This window comes from Nocardia sp. NPDC050412, assembly GCF_044458825.1.
GTDB lineage: Bacteria > Actinomycetota > Actinomycetes > Mycobacteriales > Mycobacteriaceae > Nocardia.
Genome location: NZ_JBITIJ010000007.1, coordinates 524,696 through 550,321 on the forward strand (window position 1 = coordinate 524,696; position 25,626 = coordinate 550,321).

Genomic DNA, 25,626 nt, shown 5'->3' on the forward strand with positions numbered 1-25,626 from the left:
CACCTGCCCAGACCATAGGATAGAGACTCGTGACTCCAGCTGACCTTGCAGATCTCCTTCGCGCGACCGCGGCGAAGGTGCTTGTCGAACGTGGACTGGACCCAACGGTCCTGCCCGACGAGGTCAACGTGGAGCGCCCCCGTAATCCGGAACATGGCGACTATGCCACGAATGTGGCCATGCAGGTAGGTAAGAAGGCCGGAACGAATCCGCGCGCGTTGGCGACCTGGTTGGCCGAGGCGCTGGCCACCACGGACGCCATCGACACCGCCGAGGTCGCCGGTCCCGGTTTCCTCAATATCCGGCTCGCCGCCTCCGCACAGGGCGCGATCCTGCAACAGGTATTGACCGCAGGCGCGGCCTACGGCACCTCGGACACCCTGAAGGGCACCCGGATCAATCTGGAGTTCGTGTCGGCCAATCCGACTGGTCCGGTACATCTCGGCGGTACCCGCTGGGCCTCCGTCGGTGATGCGCTCGGCCGCATTCTGGCCGCGCAGGGCGCCGACGTGACCCGCGAGTACTACTTCAACGACCACGGCGCGCAGATCGACCGCTTCGCCAAATCTCTGGCCGCAGCCGCTACCGGCGCGCCGACCCCGGAAAACGGCTACGCGGGCGAATACATCGGCGAGATCGCCGCAAAGATCGTGGCCGCGCGCCCCGAGGCACCGACCCTGCCGGAAAACGAGCAACTCGAACTTTTCCGTGCCGCGGGCGTCGAATTGATGTTCGCCCATATCAGGGAATCGCTGCACGAATTCGGCACCGATTTCGATGTGTATTTCAACGAGAGTTCGCTCTTCGAATCCGGTGCGGTCGAAGCGGCGGTCACCAAACTCAAGGATTCCGGTGACCTCTACGAAAAGGACGGGGCCTGGTGGATTGCCAGCTCCGAATACGGCGACGATCAGGACCGCGTCGTTCTCAAGAGCGACGGCAATGCCGCCTATATCGCCGGTGATATCGCCTATTTCCAGAACAAGCGCTCGCGCGGCTTCGATCTGTGCATCTACATGCTCGGCGCGGACCATCACGGCTATATCGGCCGGTTGAAGGCCGCCGCGGCCGCCTTCGGCGACGATCCGGCCACCGTCGAGGTACTCATCGGACAGATGGTGAATCTCGTCAAAGACGGTGTGGCCGTACGGATGTCGAAGCGGGCGGGCACCGTGGTGACCCTCGACGATCTGGTCGAGGCGATCGGTGTCGATGCCTCCCGTTACTCGCTGGTGCGCAGCTCGGTGAACTCGAGCATCGATATCGATCTGAACCTGTGGACCAGCCAGAGCAATGAAAACCCGGTCTACTATGTGCAATACGCACATGCCAGGACCGCGTCCATCGCGCGCAATGCCGCCGAATTCGAATACGACACGGTGACACCGGATTTCGGTCTGCTCACTGCCGATGAAGAGGGTGAACTCATCCGCACCATCGGCGAATACCCGCGCGCCGTCGCCAGTGCCGCGAGCCTGCGCGAACCGCACCGCGTCGCACGGTATCTGGAGGAGCTGGCCGGTGCCTACCACCGGTTCCAGACCAATAAGAGCCTGCGGGTACTGCCCCTCGGCGACGAACCCGTCACGCCGACCAATGCCGCCAGGCTGGCCCTGGCCAATGCCACCCGTCAGGTGCTGAGCAACGGCCTCGGGCTGCTCGGCGTGAGTGCACCGGAGCGAATGTAATGAGCGAGCGCAGCGAGCGAACCATGGACATAGCGCCTCGGGCGGTCACGGCGGAGCCGAGCGTCAGCGAGGTGGAGTCGTGAGTGCTCACCCTGCCGGTCCTCGGCATGCAGAGATCCCGCACGCACCCAGCCTCGCGGAGCGCCCGAGCGGTCCCGAGCAGATGATCGATCTGCCCGCGAATGTCTGGCCGCGCAACGCTTCTCGCGATGCGGAAGGCGTCGTGCACCTCGCCGGTGTGCCGGTGCACGAACTGGCCGAGCAGTTCGGCACCCCGCTGTTCGTGGTCGACGAGGACGACTTCCGTTCCCGTTGCCGCGATATGGTTGCCGCCTTCGGCCCGGACGCCCGAGTTCACTATGCCTCCAAGGCATTCCTGTGCGGTGAGATCGCCCGTTGGATCCGCGACGAGGGTCTTTCCCTCGATGTCTGCTCCGGCGGCGAACTTGCCGTCGCACTGCACGCGGGGTTCCCGGCGAACCGAATCGCATTGCACGGCAACAACAAATCGGTCGCCGAGTTGGCTGCTGCGGTCGAGGCAGGCGTCGGTCATGTGGTGGTCGATTCGCTGATCGAGATCGAGCGCCTGGAGGCCATCGCGGGCCGCGCCGGAGTCGTTCAGGATGTGCTCGTCCGCGTCACCGTGGGTGTGGAAGCCCATACCCACGAATACATTTCGACCGCGCACGAGGATCAGAAGTTCGGTTTCTCGATCGCTGGCGGTGATGCGATGGAGGCGCTGGCTCGGGTCTTCGAGGCCGATAATCTCCGACTCGTCGGTCTGCACAGTCATATCGGTTCGCAGATTTTCGAAATCGACGGTTTCGAGATCGCCGCACGTCGCATGCTCGGCCTGCTGCGCGAGGCCATCGACAAGTTCGGCATCGAGCGCACCGCGCAGATCGCCACGCTGGATCTCGGTGGTGGACTTGGTATTTCGTATCTGCCCAATGACGATCCGCCGCCGCTGGACGACTTCGCGGCCAGCCTGCGCAAGCTGGTCGCCACCGAGGCGAGCCGCGCCGGACTGCCCGAGCCGAAGATCGCCGTCGAACCCGGCCGCGCCATAGCGGGACCGGGCACCGTCACCCTCTATGAGGTCGGCACCATCAAGGATGTCTCGCTCGACGGCGGACTGCGCAGGCGTTATGTCAGCGTCGACGGCGGCATGAGCGACAACATCCGTCCCGCGCTGTACCAGGCCGACTATGACTGCCGCTTGGTTTCGCGCTCCTCCGACGCCGCGCCCGTGGTCGCTCGGGTCGTCGGAAAGCATTGTGAGAGTGGGGATATCGTCATCCGCGATACCTGGATGCCCGCCGATGTCGGCCCCGGCGATCTGGTCGCCGTCGCCGCGACCGGCGCCTACTGCTACTCGATGTCCAGCCGGTACAACCAGCTGACTCGTCCGGCGGTTGTCGCGGTGCGCGGCGGCGTGCCGCGACTCATTCTGCGCCGGGAAACGGTGACGGATCTGCTCAGCCTGGAGGTGCAATGAACTCAGTATCGCGTAGCGATTCCATCGAGGGCGGCGGTCGGGCGACGGGTGAGCCCGACGCTGCGAAGTTCGGCGTATGGGGAACCGACCATCCGATCGGAGTCGCGGTCCTCGGGATGGGCAATGTCGGCACCGAAGTGGTGCGCATTCTGCGCGACCACGTCGATGACCTGCGCGCGCGTGTCGGCGCGCCGGTGGTGCTGCGCGGTGTCGCCGTGCGCAACTCGGATGCCGACCGCGGCATCCCGGCCGAACTGCTGACCACCGACGCGGATGCGCTGGTCGCCCGCGACGATGTCGATCTGGTGGTCGAGGTCATCGGTGGCATCGATCCGGCTCGCCGCCTCATCCTGGCCGCGCTCAACGCGGGCAAATCCGTGGTGACCGCCAATAAGGCCCTGCTGGCCGACTACACCGGCGAACTCGCCGCCGCCGCCGAACGCAACCGCGCCGACCTGTATTTCGAGGCCGCCGTCGCGGGCGCGATCCCGGTGGTGCGTCCGCTGATCCAGTCGCTGTCCGGTGACCGGGTGAACAAGGTCGTCGGCATCGTCAACGGCACTACCAACTTCATCCTCTCGGCGATGGACGAGACCGGCGCGGACTACGACATCACCCTCCAGGAGGCCACCCGCCTCGGCTACGCGGAGGCCGATCCGACCGCCGACGTCGAGGGCTACGACGCCGCGGCCAAGGCCGCGATCCTGGCCTCGCTGGCCTTCCACACCCGCGTGACGGCGGCCGATGTGTATCGCGAGGGCATTTCCAAGATCACCGCCGAGGATCTGGAGACCGCCTCCGCAGTGGACTGCACGGTCAAACTGCTCGCCATCTGCGAGCGGGTCGCTGCCGGTCCGGGCGAACCGGGCCCGGCGGAGGGGGGTAAGGAGCGCGTCTCGGTGCGCGTCTACCCGGCCCTCATTCCACGCAAGCACCCTTTGGCCGCGGTCACCGGCGCGTTCAACGCGGTGGTCGTCGAGGCGGAAAACGCCGGTCGACTGATGTTCTACGGCCAGGGCGCGGGCGGTGCCCCGACCGCCTCCGCGGTACTCGGTGATCTGGTGATGGCGGCGCGCAACAAGTTCTTCGGTGGCCGCGCTCCGGGTGAGTCGGTTTATGCTGAGCTACCGATCGCGCCGATGGGCGATACGCCCACGCGTTACCACGTGAACCTGCAGGTCGCGGATCGACCCGGGGTGCTGGCCAAGGTGGCGGGCGAATTCGCCAACCATGAGGTGAGCATCTCCACGGTCCGCCAAGAAGGGCACGGCGAGGGTGCGCGCTTGGTCGTGGTCACCCACCACGCTTCGGAGTCGGCGCTCGCGGACACCGTCGCCGCCCTGGCGGAAATGGAATCCGTCACATCCGTGACCAGCGTTCTGAGATTGGAAGGCACCAACGAATGAGTACGACCAGCGGACGGCATACGGCGGAGCCGGCGGGGTTGGTGAGTACAGCCGTTGCGCCACAGGCAGGAGTGCACTCGCGGTGGCCCGGCTTGATCGCCGCCTATCGCGATCGCCTGGCCGGCGCCGCCGACTGGGAGCCGGTCACCTTGTACGAGGGCGGCACCCCGCTGGTGCCCGCGCCGCATCTGTCCGAGCTGACCGGATGTGATGTGTATCTCAAGGTCGAGGGTCTGAATCCGACCGGGTCCTTCAAGGATCGCGGCATGACGATGGCCATCACCGATGCGAAGTACCGCGGGCAGAAGGCGGTGTTGTGCGCGTCCACCGGCAACACCTCGGCATCGGCCGCCGCCTATGCGACCCGGGCCGGGATGAGCTGTGCGGTACTGATTCCGCAGGGCAAGATCGCCATGGGCAAGCTGGCCCAGGCCGTCATGCTCGGCGCGAAGATCATTCAGGTCGACGGCAATTTCGACGACTGCCTCGAGCTGGCGCGCAAGGTCACCGCGGAATTCCCGACCGTGGGTCTGGTGAATTCGGTGAATCCGGCCCGCATCGAGGGCCAGAAGACCGCCTCGTTCGAGATCTGCGATGTGCTCGGCAAGGCACCCGACGTGCACGCCCTTCCCGTGGGCAACGCGGGCAATATCACCGCCTACTGGCGCGGTTACCGCGAGTACTACGCCGACGGCATCACCACCGGCCTGCCGCGCATGCTCGGTGTGCAGGCCGCGGGTGCCGCGCCGCTGGTCAACGGTGCCCCGGTCAAGGAGCCGGAGACCATCGCCACCGCCATCCGGATCGGGGCGCCGGCGTCCTGGAACGGCGCGATGGAGGCCAAGGAGCAGTCCGGTGGCGCCTTCCGTGCCGCCACCGACGAGGAGATCCTGGAGGCGTACCGACTGGTCGCCGCGACAGAGGGTGTTTTCGTCGAGCCCGCGTCGGCGGCCAGCATCGCCGGCCTGCTCGCCGCGCGCAAGGAGGGTTGGCTGGATTCCGGGCTCACCGTGGTGTGCACGGTGACCGGCAACGGTCTCAAGGATCCGGATAACGCGCTCGCGGGAATGCCACAGGTGCAGGCGATTCAGGTTGACCCGATCGCGGTCGCCCACGAACTCGAGCTGGCCTGAGTTGAATTCGCGCGAAAGCCAACTGATGACAAGGACGCTGCCCGCTGGTCTGTCAGTGACCGCGCGGGTGCCCGCGTCCAGTGCCAATCTCGGTCCCGGATTCGATTCGCTCGGTATGGCTTTGGGCATCTACGACGAGATCGAGGTGCGCACTACCGATTCCGGTCTTACCATCCGAGTCGAGGGTGAAGGCGCCGACGATGTGCCATGGGGCCCTTCGCATCTCGTGGTGCGCGCGATCGAGCGTGGCCTGGAGGCGGCGGGCGTCTGGGCCGACGGTCTCGATGTGGTGTGCCGCAACGTGATTCCGCATTCGCGCGGCCTCGGTTCGTCGGCCTCGGCGGTGGTCGGCGGGCTCGCCGCGGGCTGCGGTCTCGCCGCGAAATTGGATCCGGCATTGGCCATCGGCAGTGACCAATTGGTCCAGCTCGCATCGGAATTCGAAGGTCATCCGGACAATGCCGCGGCCAGTGTGCTCGGTGGAATTGTGGTGTCCTGGACCGAAACCGCCACCGACGGTGCCGCGGCGCCCGATCACGGCCGGGTCTACCGTGCGGTGCGTCTGGATCCGCATCCGACGCTGCGCCCGGTGGTGCTGATTCCGGAAGAGCGCTCATCGACCGCGCATACTCGCGGCCTGTTACCCGAGGTCGTGGCGCATGGCGATGCCGCGTTCAATGTCAGCCGCGCCGCGCTCGCGGTGGTCGCCCTGACCCAACGCACCGACTTACTGCTGCCCGCGACGGCCGATCGGCTGCATCAGACCCAGCGCGCGCCCGCGCTGCCGCTGACCACCGAATGGATCGCCCGGCTGCGCGCGGCCGGTATCGCGGCCACGGTATCCGGTGCGGGACCGACCGTACTGGCCTTGGGTACCAGCGAATTCCCCGCCGAACTCCGTGCACTCGCGACCATCGACGGGCTCCGTGTGGTCGAGCCGGGGCTCGCGCAAGGCGTCCAGGTCGACTGACGGCGCGTCTGCCTTGCCGATGTTCCGGGTTGCCAGCTATCCTGAGCACGTCCGTACATCGTGCGCATCAGACGCCGGTGCTTCATCAGGGCAATCGCTCCAGCAGGCTCCAGGCTCGAGCCTCCAGGCCATGGGGGTGCTGCGTAGCTGCGCAACTGGAATGATCTCTCCCACCTTTCGGGAACTGGTGGCGAAGCCGCCGGTCCGGCGGGGCAGGTGATACGGCAAAAGCGCCGGTCCGAGCTGTGTGTTCGGCCCTCGCATCCGAGTCCGGCAGAACGCCCGGACTGCGGGACGAAACCCTCGAAACAGCACACGGCAATCGAGGGAAGGAAAGGATTTCCGTGACAGATACGGACCTGCTCGCGACACCCGGGGTGGATTCCAACCCGACAGGGGACCGCGAAAGTGACTCCGGACAGATTTCGAAGATGAGCGAACAAACCGACGTCGCACGATCGGGGCTGACTGGAATGCTGTTGCCGCAATTGCGCGCGCTCGCGGGGGAGCTCGGTATCCGAGGCACCTCTGGAATGCGCAAGGGCGATTTGATCGCCGCCATCAAGGAAAATCAAGCCGGAAAGTCGGCGAAGGCGGAAAAGGCCGCGCGTGGCGAGGTGAAGTCCGATGCGGACGCCGCCAAGGCGGCGTCGGCGAAGGCCGAGCAGGGCACCCTCGACGTGGCGCCCGCCGCTTCCGCCCCGGCGAAGCAGGCTCCCGCCGCGAAGGACGCCCAGACCAAGGACGCCCAGGCCAAGGACGCCCAGGCCAAGGACGATCCGGCGAAACAGGCTGTCGCGAAGGGGGCCGTCGCCGATTCCGCAGCGCCGAAGGCCGCCGAGAAATCGGCCGATTCGAAGTCCGATCCGGCGCAGGCCGAGACTGCCGCCCCGACGGAGAGCGCCGAGGATTCCGGTCGCGACGGCGGTCAGCGCGGTCGCGGCAGGCAGCGTCGGGGTCGCGACCAGGCACGCGCCGGTGGTGAGACCGCAGGTGGCGAGGCCCGTGGCGAGGAGCCCAAGCAGGATCAGGAGCAGGGCGAACGCCGCCGCGAGCGCAACCAAGGCGAGCGCAATCAGGGCGAGCGCAATCAGGGCGAGCGCAATCAGGGCGAGCGCAATCAGGGCGAGCGCAATCAGGGCGAGCGCAACGGCAATGCCGGCCGCGGGGGCGAAGGCGGCGGCCGCAGCGATGCCAGCCGCGGCGGTGACGAGGACGAGGGCGGTCGCGGACGGCGGGGACGTCGGTTCCGGGAACGTCGTCGTGGTCGCGACCGCGAGGGTGGCGCCGGTACCGGTGAGGCCCGCGAGCTCGAGATCCGCGAGGACGATGTCCTGCAGCCGGTCGCGGGCATCCTCGACGTGCTGGACAACTATGCCTTCGTGCGCACCTCCGGCTACCTGGCCGGACCGAACGACGTCTACGTCTCGATGAACCTGGTCCGCAAGAACGGCCTGCGCCGCGGTGACGCGATCACCGGTGCGGTGCGCGCCCCGCGCGATGGTGAGCAGAGCAACCAGCGCCAGAAGTTCGATCCGCTGGTGCGCCTGGACACGGTCAACGGCGGTGAGGTCGACGCGGCCAAGCGGCGTCCCGAATTCGCCAAGCTCACCCCGCTGTACCCGAACCAGCGTCTGCGCTTGGAAACCCAGCCGAACAAGCTGACCACCCGCGTCATCGACCTGATCATGCCGATCGGTAAGGGCCAGCGCGCCCTGATCGTCTCGCCGCCCAAGGCCGGTAAGACGACGATCATGCAGGACATCGCGAACGCCATCGCCATCAACAACCCCGAGGTCTACCTCATGGTTGTGCTGGTCGACGAGCGTCCGGAAGAGGTCACCGATATGCAGCGTTCGGTGAAGGGCGAGGTCATCGCCTCGACCTTCGACCGTCCGCCGTCAGATCACACCTCGGTCGCCGAACTGGCCATCGAGCGTGCCAAGCGTCTGGTGGAAATGGGCAAGGACGTTGTGGTGCTGCTCGACTCGATCACCCGATTGGGCCGCGCGTACAACAACTCCTCGCCGGCCTCGGGCCGCATCCTCTCCGGTGGTGTCGACTCGACCGCGCTGTACCCGCCCAAGCGCTTCCTCGGCGCGGCGCGCAATATCGAGAACGGCGGCTCGCTCACCATCATCGCGACCGCCATGGTCGAGACCGGTTCCACCGGTGACACGGTGATCTTCGAGGAGTTCAAGGGCACCGGTAACGCCGAGCTCAAGCTGGACCGCAAGATCGCGGAACGGCGCGTGTTCCCGGCAGTCGACGTCAACCCCTCCGGCACTCGTAAGGACGAGCTACTGCTCAGCCCCGACGAGGCGGCGGTGCTGCACAAACTGCGCCGCGTACTGTCCGGCCTGGACTCGCACCAGGCGATCGACCTGCTGATCGACCGCCTGAAGAAGTCCAAGAACAACCTCGAGTTCCTGATGCAGGTCAGCAAGACCGCGCCGGGTGCGCTCGACGAGTGAATGAACGGGGGCTCCGCTCAGGCGGAGTCCCCGTACTTTTTGCGCATACGTCACGACTGATTTCGTGCGCACATGGGTAACTCGTCGGGTACGCCCGGAACCGGAGTCCACTGCCTGCCGCCGGCCCGCAATGGTGGTCTTCACGCGCATGACGTTCGGCAAGAGGTGCGGGGCGGCGGGGGAGTGCCCTTTCGGCGTAGGTGGGCTGAAGAACGCGAGTCCGATGCCTGCCGCGCCGACGATCATGAACGCGAGAATGATCGCCGTGGTCGCCGGGCTTGCGGCGCTCACGGCGTTGTTGGCCGAATCATACTGTGCGGCAGTGGGTTTCGTGTACGCGTAGGTGTCCGGGCGATCCGGAGTGGTAAACCAGCCGACCGCGACAGCGAGAATCAGCGAAACGAAGACCGCCAGTGCAACGCGGCTGTTCACAGTGTTCTCCCTTCTGTCTCGGCACGCCGATGTGCATCAGGCCTAAAACTCTATGAACATCGGTGTTCGTATCCACGAGTAGTGGACTACCTGTATTAAGGGTTCCGTAAGAACACGATCAACGCGTGCCAGTAGTTCAATTGGCAATAAGGCTTGGGGACTACCTAGGGGTGGGAACAAACCGGGGGGCTGGGGCGTTTTGGGAGCGTAACCACCGTTCTGGCATACTGAACGGTCGTTGCGTCTGCTCCGCTGAGCAGGCCTCCCGCCTAAGTCGGCTCCGGTTCACGTCCTCGCGATCTGCGCGGGCGACCCGGCGGCCAATATCGAGAGGACACCCATGAAGGCAGGAATTCATCCGGCGTATGTCGAGACCACGGTCGTCTGTGGTTGCGGCAATACCTTCCAGACTCGCAGCACCAAGGAGTCGGGACACATCACCGTCGAGGTCTGCTCGCAGTGCCATCCGTTCTACACCGGCAAGCAGAAGATCCTCGACACCGGTGGTCGCGTGGCCCGCTTCGAGGCTCGCTACGGCAAGCGTGCCGGCAAGACGGCCGACGCAAAGTAGCTTCCCCGCCGACGCCCGGTCCTGCACTGCAGGCCGGGCGTCGGCGCTTTTGTGTGGCCAGTACGGAAAAAGAGAGGAAGCACCGTGACGCAACCGTCCGCGATCGATGACATCCTGGCCGAGCACGCGGGCCTGGAGACGCAGCTCGCCGATCCGGCGCTGCACAACGATCCGGGCGCCGCGCGCCGGGTCGGCAAGCGGTTCGCCGAGCTGGCCCCGATCATGGCCACCTACAACAAGCTGAAGTCCGCCCGCGATGATCTCGCCGCCGCACAGGAACTCGCGGCCGACGACGCGTCCTTCGCCGCGGAGGTGCCGGACCTGGAACAACAGGTCGTCGAGCTGGAGCAGACCCTCGCGGATCTGCTCGCTCCGCGTGACCCGCACGACGGCGACGATGTGGTGCTCGAGGTGAAATCCGGTGAGGGCGGTGAGGAATCGGCGCTGTTCGCCTCGGATTTGGCCCGCATGTACGTCCGCTATGCCGAGCGGCATGGCTGGAAGGTCGAGATTCTCGATGTGAACATCTCCGACCTGGGCGGCTACAAGGACGCGACCATCTCCATCAAGAGCCGCGACGCTGCGCGCGACGGTGTCTGGTCCCGATTCAAATTCGAGGGCGGCGTGCACCGCGTCCAGCGAGTTCCGGTGACCGAATCGCAGGGCCGAATCCACACCTCGGCGGCCGGTGTGCTGATCTATCCGGAGCCCGACGAGGTCGAAGAGGTGCAGATCGACGAATCGGATCTGCGCATCGACGTCTACCGCTCCTCCGGCAAGGGCGGCCAGGGCGTCAACACCACCGACTCCGCGGTCCGCATCACCCATCTGCCCTCGGGCATCGTGGTGACCTGCCAGAACGAGCGCTCCCAGTTGCAGAACAAGGCCCGCGCCATGCAGGTGCTCGCGGCTCGACTGCAGGCGCTCGCCGAGGATCAGGCCGATCAGGAAGCCGCGGCCGGTCGGGCCAGCCAGATCCGCACCGTGGACCGCTCCGAGCGCATCCGCACCTACAACTTCCCGGAGAACCGCATTACCGACCACCGTATCGGCTTCAAGGCGCACAACCTGGATACCGTGCTCGACGGTGATATGGACGCACTCCTGGATGCCCTGGGCAAGGCGGATCGCGAAGCCAGAATGGCCGCGGAGTAAATCGCGGCTCGGCGCGATGCCGGTCGGGTCAACTGATTTGGTATGAACATGGGTAACTCACCGGGTACGCCCAGAATTCGACCCGGTAAACAACCGCCGGCCCACGACGCCATTCCGCAGGCACCTACGACCGGCAAAGACGCGGAGAGGCGGACAAGTCCATGACGCGTGTGGTGTTGCGCCCCGCGATCAACCAGGCGGTCGAAACTTTGCGGGCGGCGGGGGTGCACAGTCCACAAGCCGACGCCGAATATTTGGCCGCCCATCTGCTCGGCGTCGATCGGACCCGGTTAGCGCTGACGCCACTGGTCGCGCCGGAGCTGATCGAGGAGTATCGAGCCTTAGTGGATCGGCGCGCGCAGCGAATTCCGCTGCAGCACCTGACCGGCACCGCGGCAATCGGGGAGATCGAACTCGCGGTCGGACCCGGCGTCTTCGTGCCGCGTCCCGAGACCGAATTACTGTTCGCCTGGGCATTGGCGCAATTGGAGGCGCTGCCGCACGATCACACGCCGGTCGTCGTCGATCTGTGCACTGGCTCCGGCGCGCTGGCACTCGCCATTGCCCGGGCCCGCCCGGATGCGGAGGTGCACGCGATCGAAATCGATCCCGCGGCCCTGCAATGGGCACGTCGCAATGCCGATCTGCGTATTGCCGAGGGTGACACCCCGATCAGCCTGTACGCCGACGATGTCGCCGACTCCAATCTGCTTACCGAACTGAACGGCAAGGTAGATCTCGTCGTCGCCAATCCGCCCTACATCCCCGAAGGCGCCGAACTCGATCCAGAGGTCGCCGATCACGATCCGCATCTGGCCCTCTTCGGCGGTCCGGACGGACTGGACGTCATTCGCCGGATGATTCCCACCATCACCCGCCTGCTGCGTCCCGGTGGTTCCTGCGGCATCGAACACGACGACACCAACGGCTCCGCTCTCGCCGCTCTGCTGGCCCAGCAGGGTGACTTCACCCACATCGTCGAACACCCCGACCTCGCAGGTAAACCCCGCTTCGTCACTGCCACCCGCCCCTAACCCCTGCCCTCGGTCACCCTGGCGCCCCGAAGGTCGCCGACGAGGAGTCGAATGGTGGTTCTGAAGCCCGGGAGGAGCGACCATTCAACTCCCGCCGGGGGGTGGTTCGAGGGTGGCGGGAGTTAGGGCACCCCGGGATGGTGGCATCGAGTGGCACGCGTGACAGGATGGTGGCCGTGAGTACCGTCTACGACTGCGCGGATCCCGACTCGCGCGCCGCCGGACTGACCGCGGCCACCAGCGCCCTGAAATCCGGTCGGCTGGTCGTACTGCCGACCGATACCCTGTACGGCCTGGCCGCCGACGCGTTCGATTCCACCGCGGTGAGCGATCTGCTCGCCGCCAAGCGGCGTGGTCGCGATATGCCGGTACCGGTGCTGGTCGGCTCCTGGCACACCATCGACGGTCTGGTGTTCTCGGTGCGCCCGCAGGCCCGCGAGCTGATCCGGGCATTCTGGCCCGGTGGACTGAGTCTTGTTGTGCAGCAGGCGCCTTCGCTGGCCTGGGACCTCGGTGACACTCGTGGCACGGTCATGCTGCGGATGCCGCTGCACCCGGTCGCGCTGGAACTGCTGCGCGAGGTCGGCCCGCTGGCGGTCTCGAGCGCCAATGTCTCCGGGCAGCCGCCCGCCAAGACCGCCGCCGAGGCGCGCGATCAGCTCGGCGATCTGGTCGGCGTCTATCTCGACGGCGGCCCGGCCGAACATGCGGTCGCGTCCACCATCGTCGACCTCACCGCGGATCAGCCGCGGATCCTGCGCGCCGGCGCGGTACCGGTCGGCGATATCGCCGATGTGCTCGGGATGTCGCCGGAGGCGCTGACCAGCGTCGCGACGCGGTGATCTCGGGACGCAGTGATCGTATGGCGGATCAGATAAACGGATGATCGGTTCGGGTGCGGTAGTTCCTTTGCGCGAGCTACTGCTCGTGCTTCTCATCTCGGGCACGGTGACGTTCCTGGCCACCGGTGGAATTCGGGTGCTCGCCATCGCCTTCGGCGCGGTGGCGGTGCCGCGCGAGCGTGATGTGCACGTCAAGCCGATTCCGCGAATGGGCGGGGTCGGCATGTACGTCGGGGTGGTCGCGGCCGTGCTGTTCGCGCACCAATTGCCCGCGTTGCGAAGGGGTTTCGATTACGCGCCGGATATTCCGGCGGTGTTGGTCGCGGCCACGCTCATCGTGCTCGTCGGCATCGTCGACGACCGCTGGGGCCTGGACGCGCTGACCAAATTCGCCGGTCAGGTCACCTCCGCCGGTGTGATGGCGGTGATGGGCCTGAGCTGGTACGTCATCTACAACCCGTTCAACGACACAACGGTGGTGCTGGACGCGCTGCAGGGCGGACTGGTCACGGTCGGCATCACGGTGACCCTGGTCAATGCGATGAATTTCGTCGACGGACTCGACGGTCTCGCGGCCGGATTGGGCCTGATCTGCGCGGGCGCGGTCTTCGTATTCACCGTAGGCCTGCTTTACAGCCAGGGCGGTTCGGTCGACACCTATCCGCCCGCCCTGCTGGCCGCCGCGCTCGCGGGCGCCTGTTTGGGATTTCTGCCACACAATTTTTCCCCCGCCCGGATATTCATGGGCGATTCCGGTTCGATGTTGATCGGGCTCATGTTGGCCGCGGTGTCGACGGGCGCCTCGGGCCGAATCAATTTGGCGGGCTATGGGCCGCGCGACATCGTCGGTCTGCTTTCACCGCTGCTGCTCGTCGGTGCGGTGATGTTCATTCCGGTATTGGATCTGCTGTTGGCCATCGTGCGCCGGGTCCGTGCGGGTGTGAGTTTCTCGACACCGGACAAAATGCACCTGCATCACCGGTTGTTGCAGATCGGGCATTCGCACCGTCGCGTGGTGCTGGTGATCTATTTGTGGGTTGGCGTGCTCGCCTTCGGAGCCGTCGGCACTTCGCTGATCCATGACCGCCGGATTGTGGTGTTGATGATGGCGGGCGGCCTGGTTTTCGCGCTTGTGGTGACCGCCATACCGGGCCTGCGGCGCAAGGAGCCCACGGATTCGTAAAGCAAGGCCCAGGTAAAGTTCGAGTCGTGAGTCTCACTAACCCCGTGCCCGGTCCCGACGCACCGCTGAAGGCGGCGCTGCGCTACGGCGTGATCGGTTTGGCCGTGTTGGTAGTGGTTTCGGTGGCCATCGCGGCGGCCGTCGCGGGCCTGTCCGGACTCTGGGGGGCACTGATCGGCGCGGCCATCGGCGGCGGCTTCATTCTCACCACCGCGGCCGTGGTGCTGTTCGGCGCGAAGCTGCCGCCGAGCACCGCGGGCCTGGTCATGCTGGTGAGTTGGGTAGGCAAGCTGCTGGTCGCGATGATCGTGATCGCGGTGCTGCAGCGGTTCGACTTCTACGATCGGATGGCGCTGTTCCTGACCGTGGTCGGCTCCTTGCTCATCGTGCTCGGCGCGGAGACGTATGGTGTTCTGCGGCAGAAGGTCCCGTATGTAAACGTACCGACCGGTGAGTCCGATTTGCCCTCTGTGCAGCAATAATCGCCCCCACCTACACGCTGTCGTAGATAACTTGGTAAAGTGTTGGTAAGCAAGCGACCAAGCGAGGGGGGATCACCAAGATCCCGCTGCGTGGCAGCTATGCTTACTGCCGTACCGGGCTCCGAGGGGTTCCGGTTCTGCATGTCGACGAATGTCGCCGACACTACGTACAGACGCCCATGCGGATTGCCGCACAGCTGCTGACGAATTTTCGAGCCGACCTGAGTCGACCCAATTGATCGTCAATGTCCGATCGAACCGCGGGAATGACCGTACCCGCGGCCCGAACACGGGAGAGAACGCTGAGCGTCACCACTTTGGCGGGCGAGTTCCACGCGCCATCGCTGTCCGACTTCTTCCCTCCAGCAGTGCTGTTCGAGGGTACGCCGTTCGAACTCGACCGTTTGATGCTGATCCGGCTGTTGATGACCGCCGTGCTGGTGCTCGTCATGGTGCTGGCATTCCGCAATCCTCGCATCGTCCCGCGTGGTCTGCAGAACATCGCCGAAACCGGTTTGGTCTTCGTCAAGGATCAGATTGCCGAAGAGGTGCTCGGTAAAGAATCCGGTCGCAAGTACCTCCCGTTGATCGCGACGATCTTCTTCACGGTTCTCTTTCTCAACTTCTCCGGCATCATTCCGGGGCTGAACATTTCGTCGAACGCCCGAATCGGCATGCCGCTGGTGCTGGCCCTCATCGCGTACCTCGCGTTCAACTTCGTGGGTATCAAGAAGTACGGGTTCGTCACCTACATGCGCAGCAGCATCGTCGTTCCGAATGTTCCGCCCGCATTGCACGTGTTGCTGATTCCGATCGAGTTCGTCTCGACATTCATCCTGCGTCCGTTCACGCTGACCGTCCGACTCATGGCGAATATGCTGGCCGGCCACATCATGCTGGTGCTGTTCTTCAGCGCCACCTGGTTCTTCCTGTTCGACGCCGCCGCCTGGATGAAGGTGTTCTCGCCGTTCTCGCTGCTGGCCGGACTCGGGTTCACGCTGTTCGAAATGCTGGTCATCTTCCTGCAGGCCTACGTTTTCGCCCTGCTGACCGCCGTTTACATCGGACTCGCGCAACACGCTGATTCGCACTGACCACCAACTACCGGATATCTGCTGCACCACGCCGTCCGGCGGGTGAGCAAAAGAAAGGGAATGGAAGACTCATGAGCCTCGCGTACCTGGCCCAGGAAGCCGCGACCACGTCGGAGAAGTTCAAGGGCTTCGGCGCCATCGGCTACGGCCTGGCCGCTATCGGCCCGGGCATCGGCGTAGGCATCGTCGTCGGTAAGGCCATCGAGGGTATTGCCCGTCAGCCCGAGCTGCAGGGCACCATCCGCACAAACATGTTCCTCGGTATCGCGTTCACCGAGGCCCTCGCCCTGATCGGCCTTGTGGCCGGCTTCATCTTCTGAGATTGCTATGAGCACGCTTTCATTGCTCGCGGCGGAAACGGGGGAGGACATCAATCCCCTCATCCCCGAGACCTACGACATCGTCTGGTCGGTGGTCTGCATTGCGATCATCGGCGTCATTTTCTACAAGTACGTCATCCCGCGCCTCATCAAGGTGTTGGATGAACGTGCGGACAAGATCGAGGGTGGAATCCAGCGGGCCGAGGCCGCGCAGGAAGAAGCCCAGCTGACGCTGCAGCAGTACCAACAGCAGTTGGCAGACGCCCGGCTCGAGGCCGCGCGCATCCGTGAGGACGCACGCACCCAGGGCCAGCAGATCCTCGCGCAGATGCGCGCGGAAGCACAGGCCGAAAGCGACCGCATCGTCGCCGCCGGTCACAGCCAGCTGGAAGCTCAGCGCCAGCAGATCTTGACCGAGCTGCGCGCCGAAGTCGGCAAAACTGCCGTCGATTTGGCCGAAAAGATTATCGGACAGTCGGTTTCGGACGAAGCTAAGCAAGCGGCATCGATCGACCGGTTCCTGTCCGAACTCGATCAGTCGGATGCCGGCATCGGGGTCGGAAGGTAGCGACGCGAAAGTGAGAAGCATGTACGCAGCGAGCCGCGAGGCAAGCTCCCGGGCACGGGAGGCACTTCGGGCCGCTCTGACCGGAAGCGACAGTGTTGCGGCCACGACGGGGTCGGAACTGTTCGCCGTTGTCGCCGTGCTGGATGACCAGCGTTCGCTGCGTGTTGCGCTCGCGGACGTGTCGGTGCCCGGCTCGGTGCGCGCCGAACTCAGCGAGCGGGTCTTCAGCGGCAAGGTCAGCCCCGCCACCCTGGCGGTGCTGACCACCGCGGTGGCCCAGAACTGGTCGCGCACCGCCGATTTGGTCGACACCCTGGTGTTGCTCGGCCAGGAGGCGTTGCTGGAGTCCGCCGCCGACAGCGGACGACTCGGGGCGGTCGAGGACGAATTGTTCCGACTCGGCCGGATCGTCGGCGACAATCCCGAACTGGAGCAGGCACTTTCGGATCGTGCGAAGCCCGCCGCGGCCAAGCGCGAACTGATCGACCGGCTGCTCGCGGGCAAGACCGAGACCATCACCCAGACCCTGGCGGATCAGGTGGTCACCCGGTCGACGAATATCGGCGGCGCGTTCGGCGAGCTGTCCGATCTCGCGGCCGCGCGGCGCGATCAGATCGTCGCGCATGTGCGTGCCGCGGTCGCGCTGACCGACCAGCAGCGTGACCATCTCGGGGCGTCGTTGCAGCGCATCTACGGCAAGCCGGTCACGGTGCACGTGCAGGTCGATCCGAGTCTGCTGACCGGCGTCGTGGTGCGGGTCGGCGACGACCTGATCGACGGCAGCGCCACCGGCCGCTTGGAACGGCTGCGTCGGGCTCTGGCCTGACGATCCACCTCCCCCGACATCCAGACCAGACAGCGAGAGCAGGAAGACTATGGCGGAGCTGACGATCTCCACCGATGAGATCCGTAGCGCGATCGAGAGCTACACCCAGAGCTACACCCCGGAAACCTCCATCGAGGAAGTCGGTGTTGTCACCGACTGCAGCGACGGCATCGCGCACGTCAGTGGCCTGCCCTCGGCGATGGCCAATGAATTGCTCGAGTTCCCGGGTGGTGTGCTCGGCGTCGCGCTGAACCTCGAGGACCGCGAGATCGGTGCGGTTATCCTCGGCGAGTTCGCGGAAATCGAAGAGGGCCAGCAGGTGCGCCGCACCGGCGACGTGCTCTCGGTTCCCGTCGGTGACAAGTTCCTCGGCCGCGTGGTCAACCCGCTCGGCCAGCCGATCGACGGCCTCGGCGAGATCGAGGCCGAAGAGCAGCGCGTGCTGGAGCTGCAGGCCGCGACCGTGCTGCAGCGTCAGCCGGTCGAGGAGCCGCTGGCCACCGGTATCACCGCCATCGACGCCCTGACCGCCATCGGTCGTGGTCAGCGTCAGCTGATCATCGGCGACCGCAAGACCGGTAAGACCGCGGTCTGCATCGACGCGATCCTGGCGCAGAAGGCCAACTGGGAGACCGGCGACCCGAAGAAGCAGGTCCGCTGCATCTACGTCGCGATCGGCCAGAAGGGTTCCACCATCGCGGGTGTGAAGACCGCGCTGGAATCGCACGGTGCGATGGAGTACACCACCATCGTCGCGGCCCCCGCTTCCGACTCGGCCGGCTTCAAATGGCTTGCGCCCTACACCGGTTCGGCCATCGGCCAGCACTGGATGTACCAGGGCAAGCACGTCCTGATCGTGTTCGACGACCTGACCAAGCAGGCCGAGGCCTACCGCGCCATCTCGCTGCTGCTGCGTCGTCCGCCGGGCCGTGAGGCGTACCCGGGTGACGTCTTCTACCTGCACTCGCGTCTGCTGGAGCGTTGCGCGAAGCTGTCCGACGAGATGGGCGCCGGCTCGATGACTGGTCTGCCGATCATCGAGACCAAGGCCAACGACATCTCGGCGTTCATCCCGACCAACGTCATCTCCATCACCGACGGCCAGGTCTTCCTCGAGTCCGACCTGTTCAACAAGGGTGTCCGTCCGGCGATCAACGTCGGTACCTCGGTCTCCCGTGTCGGTGGTGCCGCCCAGACCAAGGGCATGAAGAAGGTCGCCGGTTCGCTGCGTCTGGAAATGGCGCAGTACCGCGAGCTGGAGGCGTTCTCCGCCTTCGCCTCCGACCTCGACGCCGCCTCGCTCGCCCAGCTGGAGCGCGGTGCCCGCTGGGTCGAGCTGCTCAAGCAGGACCAGTACTCGCCGGTTCCGGTGGAGGACCAGATCGTCTCGATCTTCCTGGTCGACGCCGGCTACTTCGACTCGGTTCCGGTTGCCGACGTTCGTCGCTTCAATGTCGAACTGCTCGAGGATCTGCACCGCAGCGCGGCCGACGCCTTCAAGTCGATCGAGGGCGGCAAGGTCCTCGACAACGAGAACGGCGATGCCATCAAGGCGGCCACCGACAAGTTCAAGCAGGGCTTCCTCGCTTCCGACGGTTCGCGCGTCGTGAACGAGGCCGCCGCCGGTGAGCTCGACCACGAAGAGGTCGAATCGCTGTCGGTGACCCGCAAGCACGTCGAGAAGTAATCGAGCCCGCTGATGCGCTATTCGATCCGCAGCATGAGCGACGGGCACGGACGCGGTAGCTTGCGTGTCCACGCAGTGCCCCGCGAATGCTGCAATCCGGTACAGGCGAATGAAGGGAGTGTGAACCGCTGATGGCAAGCTTGCGTGAATTGCGCTCCCGCATTCGTGGTGTGAGTTCGATCAAGAAGATCACCAAGGCCCAGGAGCTGATCGCGACCTCGCGAATCTCCAAGGCCCAGGCCAGGGTTGCGGCCGCGAAGCCGTTCGCCGAGGAGATCACCAAGGTCCTCGGCGAACTGGCGAGTGCGTCGACGAGTCTGTCGCACCCACTGCTGACCGAGCGGGCCAATCCGCGCCGCGCCGCGGTCCTGGTGATCACCAGTGACAGCGGCATGTGCGGTGGCTACAACTCCAACGTGCTCAAGCGCGCCGAGGAGCTCATGGTCACCCTGCGTGGCGAGGGCAAGGAGCCGGTGCTGTACGTGATGGGCAATAAGGGCCTCACGTACTACACCTTCCGCAACCGACCGGTGGTCAGCGCGTGGACCGGATTCTCCCAGCAGCCGAAGTACAACGATGCCACGGCTGCGTGCCACCACCTGGTGGACGCGTTCATGGCGGGCTCCGAGGCTGAGATTCCGGCCCCGAACGGGGTGGGCAATATCGAGGGCGTCGACGAGTTGCACATCGTGTACACCCGTTTCGTCTCGATGCTGACCCAGACCCCCGAGGTTCGTCGTCTGGCGCCGATCCAGGTCAGCTATGTCGACGAAGACTACGACATGGGTGAGGACAGCTTCACCGACTCGCCGACCGCGGAACTCACCGCGCAGTACGAGTTCGAGCCCGATGCCGATGTGCTGTTGGCGGCGCTGCTGCCCAAGTACATCAACACCCGCATCTACTCATCGTTGCTCGAGGCAGCGGCATCCGAGTCCGCGGCTCGGCGCACCGCAATGAAGGCAGCCACCGACAACGCCAACGAACTGGCCAATGTGCTTACCCGGCAGGCGAATTCGGTGCGGCAGGCCCAGATCACGCAGGAAATCAGCGAAATCGTCGGCGGCGTGAACGCGCTGGCTTCGAGCTCGGACCGCGACTAAAGGCTGCCCGCGGCCTGAGATCAGGGGCCGGAGGCGGAAGCGCAGCGTAACCACGGAGGGCCTCCGAAGGCCGCGAATAGGACACGGAAGAGAAAAATGACCGCAGCAGTCACACAAGAGAGCCGGACCGGCGCGAAAACAGGTCGCGTCGTCCGCGTCATCGGCCCCGTCGTGGACGTCGAGTTCCCGCGGGGTTCCATCCCTGAGCTGTTCAACGCTCTGCACGCCGAGATCACCCTGACCTCGGTGGCCAAGACCCTGACCCTCGAGGTCGCCCAGCACCTCGGTGACAACATCGTGCGCACCATCTCGATGCAGCCCACCGACGGTCTGGTCCGTGGCGCCACCGTCACCGACAGTGGCAAGCCGATTTCGGTGCCCGTCGGTGACGTCGTCAAGGGCCACGTCTTCAACGCCCTCGGCGACTGCCTCGACGCGCCGGGTACCGGTCGCGACGGCGAGCAGTGGGGCATCCACCGCAAGCCTCCGTCATTCGACCAGCTCGAGGGTAAGACCGAGATCCTGGAGACGGGCATCAAGGTCATCGACCTGCTGACCCCGTACGTGAAGGGCGGCAAGATCGGTCTGTTCGGTGGTGCCGGTGTCGGCAAGACCGTGCTCATCCAGGAGATGATCACCCGTATCGCGCGCGAGTTCTCCGGCACCTCGGTGTTCGCGGGCGTCGGTGAGCGCACCCGCGAGGGCACCGACCTGCACCTGGAAATGGAAGAGATGGGCGTCCTCCAGGACACCGCCCTCGTCTTCGGGCAGATGGACGAGCCGCCGGGCACCCGTATGCGCGTCGCCCTCTCGGCCCTGACCATGGCCGAGTACTTCCGTGACGTGCAGCACCAGGACGTGCTGCTGTTCATCGACAACATCTTCCGGTTCACCCAGGCCGGTTCCGAGGTGTCGACCCTGCTCGGCCGCATGCCCTCGGCCGTCGGTTACCAGCCGACGCTGGCCGACGAGATGGGTGAGCTGCAGGAGCGCATCACCTCGACCCGTGGTCGGTCCATCACCTCGCTGCAGGCCATCTACGTGCCCGCGGACGACTACACCGACCCGGCCCCGGCGACCACCTTCGCCCACCTCGATGCGACGACCGAGCTCTCCCGCCCGATCTCGCAGAAGGGCATCTACCCGGCCGTCGACCCGCTGACCTCGACCTCCCGCATCCTGGAGGCCTCGATCGTCGGCGCGGAGCACTTCCGGGTCGCCAACGAGGTCAAGCGGATCCTGCAGAAGTACAAGGAACTGCAGGACATCATCGCCATCCTCGGCATGGACGAGCTCTCCGAAGAGGACAAGGTTCTCGTCGGCCGGGCCCGCCGTCTGGAGAAGTTCCTCGGCCAGAACTTCATCGTGGCCGAGAAGTTCACCGGCCAGCCGGGTTCGGTGGTGCCGCTGACCGACACCATCGAGGCGTTCGACCGCGTCTGCAAGGGCGAGTTCGACCACTTCCCGGAGCAGGCGTTCAACTCCTGCGGTGGTCTCGACGACGTCGAGGCGGCCGCGAAGAAGATCGCCGGAAAGTAGTCACCCATGGCGGAGATGTCAGTTGATCTGGTCGCCGTCGAACGTTTGCTCTGGTCCGGCCAGGCGACGTTCGTCAGCGCGCAGACCACCGAGGGTCAGATCGGCATCATGGCGGGTCACGAGCCGCTGCTCGGTCAGTTGGTCGAGGGCGGCATCGTGAGCATCGTGCCCACCGAGGGCGAGCGGATCACCGCTGCGGTGCACGGCGGGTTCTTCTCGGTGACCGCGACCTCGGTCCGGGTGCTGGCCGAATCCGCGGAGTTCGCCGATGAGATCGACGTCGAGGCGGCCCGTCGAGTGTTGGCCGACGCCGATGCCTCAGAGGAAGCCAAGATCGCGGCCCAAGGCCAGGTGCGCGCGGTCGAAGAGGCGAAGGCGTAGTACCGCACCAGGATTGGGTACGACCCGATAGCACGGCGCTGTCGGCGGCGAACGTATTCGCCGCCGACAGTGCCGTTTCCGGCTTCGAACGTTCAAAGACAAGGCCCCGCCATTTGTAAACTCGGGGCCGTGGTTGAATTGCCGCACGCGGTGTGAGCATCAGGCCCGCAGGCGTCAGCCTGCGTGACCATGGAGGGTCTGCGAACACCGCCGATCGCATGCCGTGTCGTCGACACGGCGGCTGAACGAAGGGACGAACGGCATTGCAGACCGGGATGGTTCTCCTGATCATTCTGGTGCTCACGCTCGTTCTCTTGGCGTTGGCCTCCACCTACCGGCTGATCATGTTGCGCCGCGGCGGCACCGCCGCGATTCTCCGGGTGCTGCCCGCGCGCGGCGGCCAGGGGTGGCGGCACGGCCTGATTCGATATGACGAGGATCGCCTCGTCTTCTACAAACTCTCCAGTCTGAAACTTGGTCCCGATTCCACCATTCGACGCCAGGGCATCGAGATCGGTGATCGGCGCGGCCCGCGTGGTGACGAATACGACATCATGACCGACGAGATCGCGGTAACCGCGGTTTCCGATAACAACGGCAATTACGAATTGGCCTTGGACCGCGGCTCACTGGCAGCCTTCCTCTCCTGGGTCGAATCCCGCCCCTCGGATCGCACCCGTCGGCTGCCCGGACTCTAGGCTCGTCCGCCTCCCCGAACCTTTAGGCGCCAGACTCAGTCGCGGCAACTGTGGCGTTTGCGGGCGGCGGTAGGGCTGTGGGCAACTTAGCCCGTCCCCGACGAGTTACCCATGTACTTACCAAATCAGTTGTGGCGTGTGTAGCGATAGGGTGGGCGTGTGAGTGTGCATCTGACGCGGATCTATACGCGGACCGGCGACGATGGGACGACTGGTCTCAGCGATTTCTCGCGGGTGGCCAAAACCGATCCGCGGCTGGTCGCTTATGCCGACTGTGACGAAACGAATGCCGCCATCGGTGTGGCCGTCGCGCTCGGTGACCCGGCTCCGGAGTTGCTGAAGGTATTGCGCCAAGTGCAGAACGATCTGTTCGATGCGGGCGCGGATCTCTCCACCCCGGTGGTCCCGGAGCCGAAGTATCCGCCGCTGCGAATCACACAGCCGTATATCGAACGCCTCGAAGCCTGGTGCGATGAGTTCAATGCCGAACTGCCCGCGCTGAATTCGTTCATTCTGCCCGGTGGCACGCCGCTGGCCGCCCTGCTGCACACCGCCCGAACGGTGGCGCGCCGAGCGGAGCGTTCGGCATGGTCGGCGGTGCAGGCGCATCCGGACGATACGAATATCCTTCCGGCGAAGTACCTGAACCGCCTCTCCGACCTGCTGTTCATCCTCAGCCGTGTCGCCAACCCGGGCGGTGATGTGTTGTGGAAGCCTGGTGGCGAACAAGGTGGTTCGTGAATCGTCCGATCCGCACCGACACACGCAAAAAGTTGCTGGACACCCCGCAAGCCGTCCCAGCTACCTGGATATAACCCCGGCACTGCTACCACCGGCCCGCAACGCAACTATCCTTTGCACCAACAGTGCGCCGAATACGCGGAGAGGCGGCATGGAACGGTTTTTGGTTACTGGCGGGAATCGACTCGTCGGTGAGGTCGCGGTCGGGGGTGCGAAGAACAGCGTCCTCAAGTTGATGGCGGCTGCATTGCTGGCCGAAGGCACGACCACCATTACGAATTGCCCGGACATCCTCGATGTGCCGTTGATGGGTGATGTGCTGCGCGGCCTCGGCTGCGACGTCACGATCGACGGGTCGGTCGTCACGATCAACACGCCCGCCGAGCCCAAGTACCACGCGGATTTTCCGGCGGTGACCCAGTTCCGCGCTTCGGTCTGTGTGCTCGGTCCGCTGATGGCGCGGTGCAAGCGAGCCGTGGTCGCACTGCCCGGCGGTGACGCGATCGGCTCGCGACCGTTGGATATGCATCAGGCGGGTCTGCGTCTGCTCGGCGCGACCAGCGAAATCGAGCACGGTTGTGTGGTTGCCCGCGCGGACGAACTGCAGGGTGCTCGGATCCGGCTGGATTTTCCTTCGGTGGGTGCGACCGAGAACATCCTCATGGCGGCCGTGCTGGCCGAGGGGGAGACGGTCATCGACAACGCGGCCCGTGAACCCGACATCGTCGATCTGTGCAACATGCTCGTTCGGATGGGTGCGCGGATCAGTGGGGCGGGCACGTCGGTGCTCACCATTCAGGGGGTCGAGCGCCTCGCACCGACTACGCACCAGGTGATCGGTGACCGGATCGTCGCCGCGACCTGGGCGATCGCCGCGGTGATGACCATGGGAGATGTCCGGGTCGCCGGCGTCAACCCCAAGCACCTGTCCCTCGTGCTGGACAAGCTGCGCTCGGCCGGTGCGCGCATCTCGTTCGAACCGGACGGTTTCCGGGTGATCCAGGCCGACCGGCCGCGCGCGGTGAATTTCTCGACGCTACCTTTCCCGGGATTCCCGACCGATCTGCAGCCGATGGCCATCGGTCTGGCGGCGATTGCGGATGGCACCTCGATGATCACCGAGAACATCTTCGAGGCGCGCTTCCGTTTCGTGGAGGAGATGATCCGGCTGGGCGCCGACGCTCGGACCGATGGGCATCATGCGGTGGTGCGCGGAATTCCGCGGCTGTCGAGTGCGCCGGTGTGGTCGTCGGATATTCGGGCGGGCGCCGGGTTGGTACTTGCCGGTCTGGTTGCCGATGGCACCACCGAGGTGCACGACGTCTTCCATATCGACCGCGGCTACCCGAATTTCGTCGAACAGCTGCAGGCGTTGGGCGGTCAGGTGGAGCGAGTCGGCGCTGCGGATTGATCATGTGAACGGCAGGCGACGATTCCCTCGCGCCGAAAAGCGTTCCTGACCAGGCGATTTGACATCGTGCACACCGACACGTAACTTTATTCGAGTCAGAGCGACACGGACACCGACCCGGGGCCCACGCGCTGAGCCGAAAGGCTGAGCGAAGGACCAGGGAAACGAGGTAGGACGTTGAGCGCCTGGCGATCACACTAGCTCGAACGAGACCCCGATTTTGAATCGGGTTCACAGGTGAGCTAAGCTGGATAAGTTGCCTCACCGATCGACCGGGGTCAAACCCGTGAGATGGTGTGTGCGTGTGTTCTTTGAGAACTCAATAGTGTGTCGATGAATGTCAGTGCCAAATGTTTTATTTGGTTCCGGCTCCTCATACCCCCGTGTGGG

The 25,626-nt window shown here is 65.3% G+C and carries 23 protein-coding genes; all 23 read left to right on the plus strand.

Annotation, left to right across the window (positions count from 1 at the left end):
• The first annotated feature begins 29 nt into the window (after positions 1-29).
• The 23 genes from argS to murA all read left to right on the plus strand — a co-directional run bounded on the left by argS (position 30) and on the right by murA (position 25,236).
• Positions 30-1,688, plus strand: coding sequence for an arginine--tRNA ligase (gene argS, locus ACIBI6_RS22635; RefSeq protein WP_396957591.1), 1,659 nt, complete (start codon positions 30-32; stop codon positions 1,686-1,688).
• Between the two features lie 79 nt (positions 1,689-1,767).
• Complete coding sequence (lysA, locus tag ACIBI6_RS22640; protein ID WP_396957593.1) at positions 1,768-3,186, plus strand: diaminopimelate decarboxylase; 1,419 nt, start codon at positions 1,768-1,770, stop codon at positions 3,184-3,186.
• Complete coding sequence (locus ACIBI6_RS22645; protein WP_396957595.1) at positions 3,183-4,592, plus strand: homoserine dehydrogenase; 1,410 nt, start codon at positions 3,183-3,185, stop codon at positions 4,590-4,592. Before lysA ends, ACIBI6_RS22645 begins: the two co-directional genes overlap by 4 nt.
• Positions 4,593-4,663: 71 nt before the next feature.
• Positions 4,664-5,725: a threonine synthase gene (thrC, locus tag ACIBI6_RS22650; protein ID WP_364355339.1), complete on the plus strand. Its 1,062-nt coding sequence runs from the start codon at positions 4,664-4,666 to the stop codon at positions 5,723-5,725.
• 25 nt (positions 5,726-5,750) lie between these two features.
• On the plus strand, positions 5,751-6,695 hold the full coding sequence (thrB, locus tag ACIBI6_RS22655; protein ID WP_396957597.1) for a homoserine kinase: 945 nt from the start codon (positions 5,751-5,753) through the stop codon (positions 6,693-6,695).
• A gap of 344 nt (positions 6,696-7,039) precedes the next feature.
• A complete protein-coding gene (gene rho / locus ACIBI6_RS22660) occupies positions 7,040-9,169 on the plus strand; it encodes a transcription termination factor Rho (protein ID WP_396957598.1) in 2,130 nt (709 codons plus the stop codon).
• A gap of 772 nt (positions 9,170-9,941) precedes the next feature.
• Entirely contained in the window at positions 9,942-10,172 is a 231-nt protein-coding gene (gene rpmE, locus ACIBI6_RS22665) for a 50S ribosomal protein L31 (RefSeq protein ID WP_364355041.1), read from the plus strand.
• An 84-nt stretch (positions 10,173-10,256) separates the two neighbouring features.
• Positions 10,257-11,327, plus strand: coding sequence for a peptide chain release factor 1 (gene prfA, locus ACIBI6_RS22670; RefSeq protein WP_364355038.1), 1,071 nt, complete (start codon positions 10,257-10,259; stop codon positions 11,325-11,327).
• A gap of 161 nt (positions 11,328-11,488) precedes the next feature.
• Positions 11,489-12,361: a peptide chain release factor N(5)-glutamine methyltransferase gene (gene prmC, locus ACIBI6_RS22675; RefSeq protein WP_396957601.1), complete on the plus strand. Its 873-nt coding sequence runs from the start codon at positions 11,489-11,491 to the stop codon at positions 12,359-12,361.
• 176 nt (positions 12,362-12,537) lie between these two features.
• The gene (locus ACIBI6_RS22680; RefSeq protein WP_364355032.1) at positions 12,538-13,203 is read left to right on the plus strand and encodes an L-threonylcarbamoyladenylate synthase; all 666 of its coding nucleotides are present in this window, start codon (positions 12,538-12,540) and stop codon (positions 13,201-13,203) included.
• A 40-nt stretch (positions 13,204-13,243) separates the two neighbouring features.
• Positions 13,244-14,386: an MraY family glycosyltransferase gene (locus ACIBI6_RS22685; protein ID WP_364355029.1), complete on the plus strand. Its 1,143-nt coding sequence runs from the start codon at positions 13,244-13,246 to the stop codon at positions 14,384-14,386.
• 26 nt (positions 14,387-14,412) lie between these two features.
• Positions 14,413-14,868: a hypothetical protein gene (locus ACIBI6_RS22690; protein WP_364355026.1), complete on the plus strand. Its 456-nt coding sequence runs from the start codon at positions 14,413-14,415 to the stop codon at positions 14,866-14,868.
• Positions 14,869-15,113: 245 nt separating this feature from the next.
• Entirely contained in the window at positions 15,114-15,962 is an 849-nt protein-coding gene (atpB, locus tag ACIBI6_RS22695) for a F0F1 ATP synthase subunit A (protein WP_245567032.1), read from the plus strand.
• A 71-nt stretch (positions 15,963-16,033) separates the two neighbouring features.
• Positions 16,034-16,282: an ATP synthase F0 subunit C gene (locus tag ACIBI6_RS22700; RefSeq protein WP_040687112.1), complete on the plus strand. Its 249-nt coding sequence runs from the start codon at positions 16,034-16,036 to the stop codon at positions 16,280-16,282.
• Positions 16,283-16,289: 7 nt separating this feature from the next.
• Positions 16,290-16,850 carry a F0F1 ATP synthase subunit B gene (locus ACIBI6_RS22705; protein WP_040687114.1) on the plus strand — a complete coding sequence of 187 codons (561 nt, stop codon included), beginning with the start codon at positions 16,290-16,292 and terminating at the stop codon, positions 16,848-16,850.
• Between the two features lie 19 nt (positions 16,851-16,869).
• Positions 16,870-17,676, plus strand: a complete 807-nt coding sequence (locus ACIBI6_RS22710; protein WP_364355020.1) for a F0F1 ATP synthase subunit delta — start codon at positions 16,870-16,872, stop codon at positions 17,674-17,676.
• A 49-nt stretch (positions 17,677-17,725) separates the two neighbouring features.
• Positions 17,726-19,363: a F0F1 ATP synthase subunit alpha gene (gene atpA / locus ACIBI6_RS22715; protein ID WP_364355017.1), complete on the plus strand. Its 1,638-nt coding sequence runs from the start codon at positions 17,726-17,728 to the stop codon at positions 19,361-19,363.
• 131 nt (positions 19,364-19,494) lie between these two features.
• Positions 19,495-20,466: a F0F1 ATP synthase subunit gamma gene (locus ACIBI6_RS22720; protein ID WP_062982627.1), complete on the plus strand. Its 972-nt coding sequence runs from the start codon at positions 19,495-19,497 to the stop codon at positions 20,464-20,466.
• A 96-nt stretch (positions 20,467-20,562) separates the two neighbouring features.
• A complete protein-coding gene (gene atpD, locus ACIBI6_RS22725) occupies positions 20,563-22,005 on the plus strand; it encodes a F0F1 ATP synthase subunit beta (protein WP_062982624.1) in 1,443 nt (480 codons plus the stop codon).
• A gap of 6 nt (positions 22,006-22,011) precedes the next feature.
• Positions 22,012-22,386: a F0F1 ATP synthase subunit epsilon gene (locus ACIBI6_RS22730; protein WP_040687139.1), complete on the plus strand. Its 375-nt coding sequence runs from the start codon at positions 22,012-22,014 to the stop codon at positions 22,384-22,386.
• 275 nt (positions 22,387-22,661) lie between these two features.
• Positions 22,662-23,084 carry a DUF2550 domain-containing protein gene (locus ACIBI6_RS22735; RefSeq protein ID WP_364355009.1) on the plus strand — a complete coding sequence of 141 codons (423 nt, stop codon included), beginning with the start codon at positions 22,662-22,664 and terminating at the stop codon, positions 23,082-23,084.
• Positions 23,085-23,243: 159 nt separating this feature from the next.
• The gene (locus ACIBI6_RS22740) at positions 23,244-23,825 is read left to right on the plus strand and encodes a cob(I)yrinic acid a,c-diamide adenosyltransferase (protein WP_396957606.1); all 582 of its coding nucleotides are present in this window, start codon (positions 23,244-23,246) and stop codon (positions 23,823-23,825) included.
• A 151-nt stretch (positions 23,826-23,976) separates the two neighbouring features.
• Positions 23,977-25,236: a UDP-N-acetylglucosamine 1-carboxyvinyltransferase gene (murA, locus tag ACIBI6_RS22745; protein ID WP_364355003.1), complete on the plus strand. Its 1,260-nt coding sequence runs from the start codon at positions 23,977-23,979 to the stop codon at positions 25,234-25,236.
• Positions 25,237-25,626 lie beyond the last annotated feature (390 nt).

What these genes read in the sequence shown, in the direction of transcription:
- atpA (WP_364355017.1), top strand. Translation starts at nt 17,726, where the DNA reads ATGGCGGAGCTGACGATCTCCACCGATGAGATCCGTAGCGCGATCGAG.
- atpB (WP_245567032.1), top strand. Translation starts at nt 15,114, where the DNA reads ATGTCCGATCGAACCGCGGGAATGACCGTACCCGCGGCCCGAACACGG.
- ACIBI6_RS22705 (WP_040687114.1), top strand. Translation starts at nt 16,290, where the DNA reads ATGAGCACGCTTTCATTGCTCGCGGCGGAAACGGGGGAGGACATCAAT.
- thrB (WP_396957597.1), top strand. Translation starts at nt 5,751, where the DNA reads ATGACAAGGACGCTGCCCGCTGGTCTGTCAGTGACCGCGCGGGTGCCC.
- prmC (WP_396957601.1), top strand. Translation starts at nt 11,489, where the DNA reads ATGACGCGTGTGGTGTTGCGCCCCGCGATCAACCAGGCGGTCGAAACT.
- ACIBI6_RS22645 (WP_396957595.1), top strand. Translation starts at nt 3,183, where the DNA reads ATGAACTCAGTATCGCGTAGCGATTCCATCGAGGGCGGCGGTCGGGCG.
- ACIBI6_RS22710 (WP_364355020.1), top strand. Translation starts at nt 16,870, where the DNA reads ATGTACGCAGCGAGCCGCGAGGCAAGCTCCCGGGCACGGGAGGCACTT.
- ACIBI6_RS22700 (WP_040687112.1), top strand. Translation starts at nt 16,034, where the DNA reads ATGAGCCTCGCGTACCTGGCCCAGGAAGCCGCGACCACGTCGGAGAAG.
- ACIBI6_RS22735 (WP_364355009.1), top strand. Translation starts at nt 22,662, where the DNA reads ATGGTTCTCCTGATCATTCTGGTGCTCACGCTCGTTCTCTTGGCGTTG.
- murA (WP_364355003.1), top strand. Translation starts at nt 23,977, where the DNA reads ATGGAACGGTTTTTGGTTACTGGCGGGAATCGACTCGTCGGTGAGGTC.
- ACIBI6_RS22720 (WP_062982627.1), top strand. Translation starts at nt 19,495, where the DNA reads ATGGCAAGCTTGCGTGAATTGCGCTCCCGCATTCGTGGTGTGAGTTCG.
- atpD (WP_062982624.1), top strand. Translation starts at nt 20,563, where the DNA reads ATGACCGCAGCAGTCACACAAGAGAGCCGGACCGGCGCGAAAACAGGT.
- ACIBI6_RS22730 (WP_040687139.1), top strand. Translation starts at nt 22,012, where the DNA reads ATGGCGGAGATGTCAGTTGATCTGGTCGCCGTCGAACGTTTGCTCTGG.
- ACIBI6_RS22685 (WP_364355029.1), top strand. Translation starts at nt 13,244, where the DNA reads ATGATCGGTTCGGGTGCGGTAGTTCCTTTGCGCGAGCTACTGCTCGTG.
- rpmE (WP_364355041.1), top strand. Translation starts at nt 9,942, where the DNA reads ATGAAGGCAGGAATTCATCCGGCGTATGTCGAGACCACGGTCGTCTGT.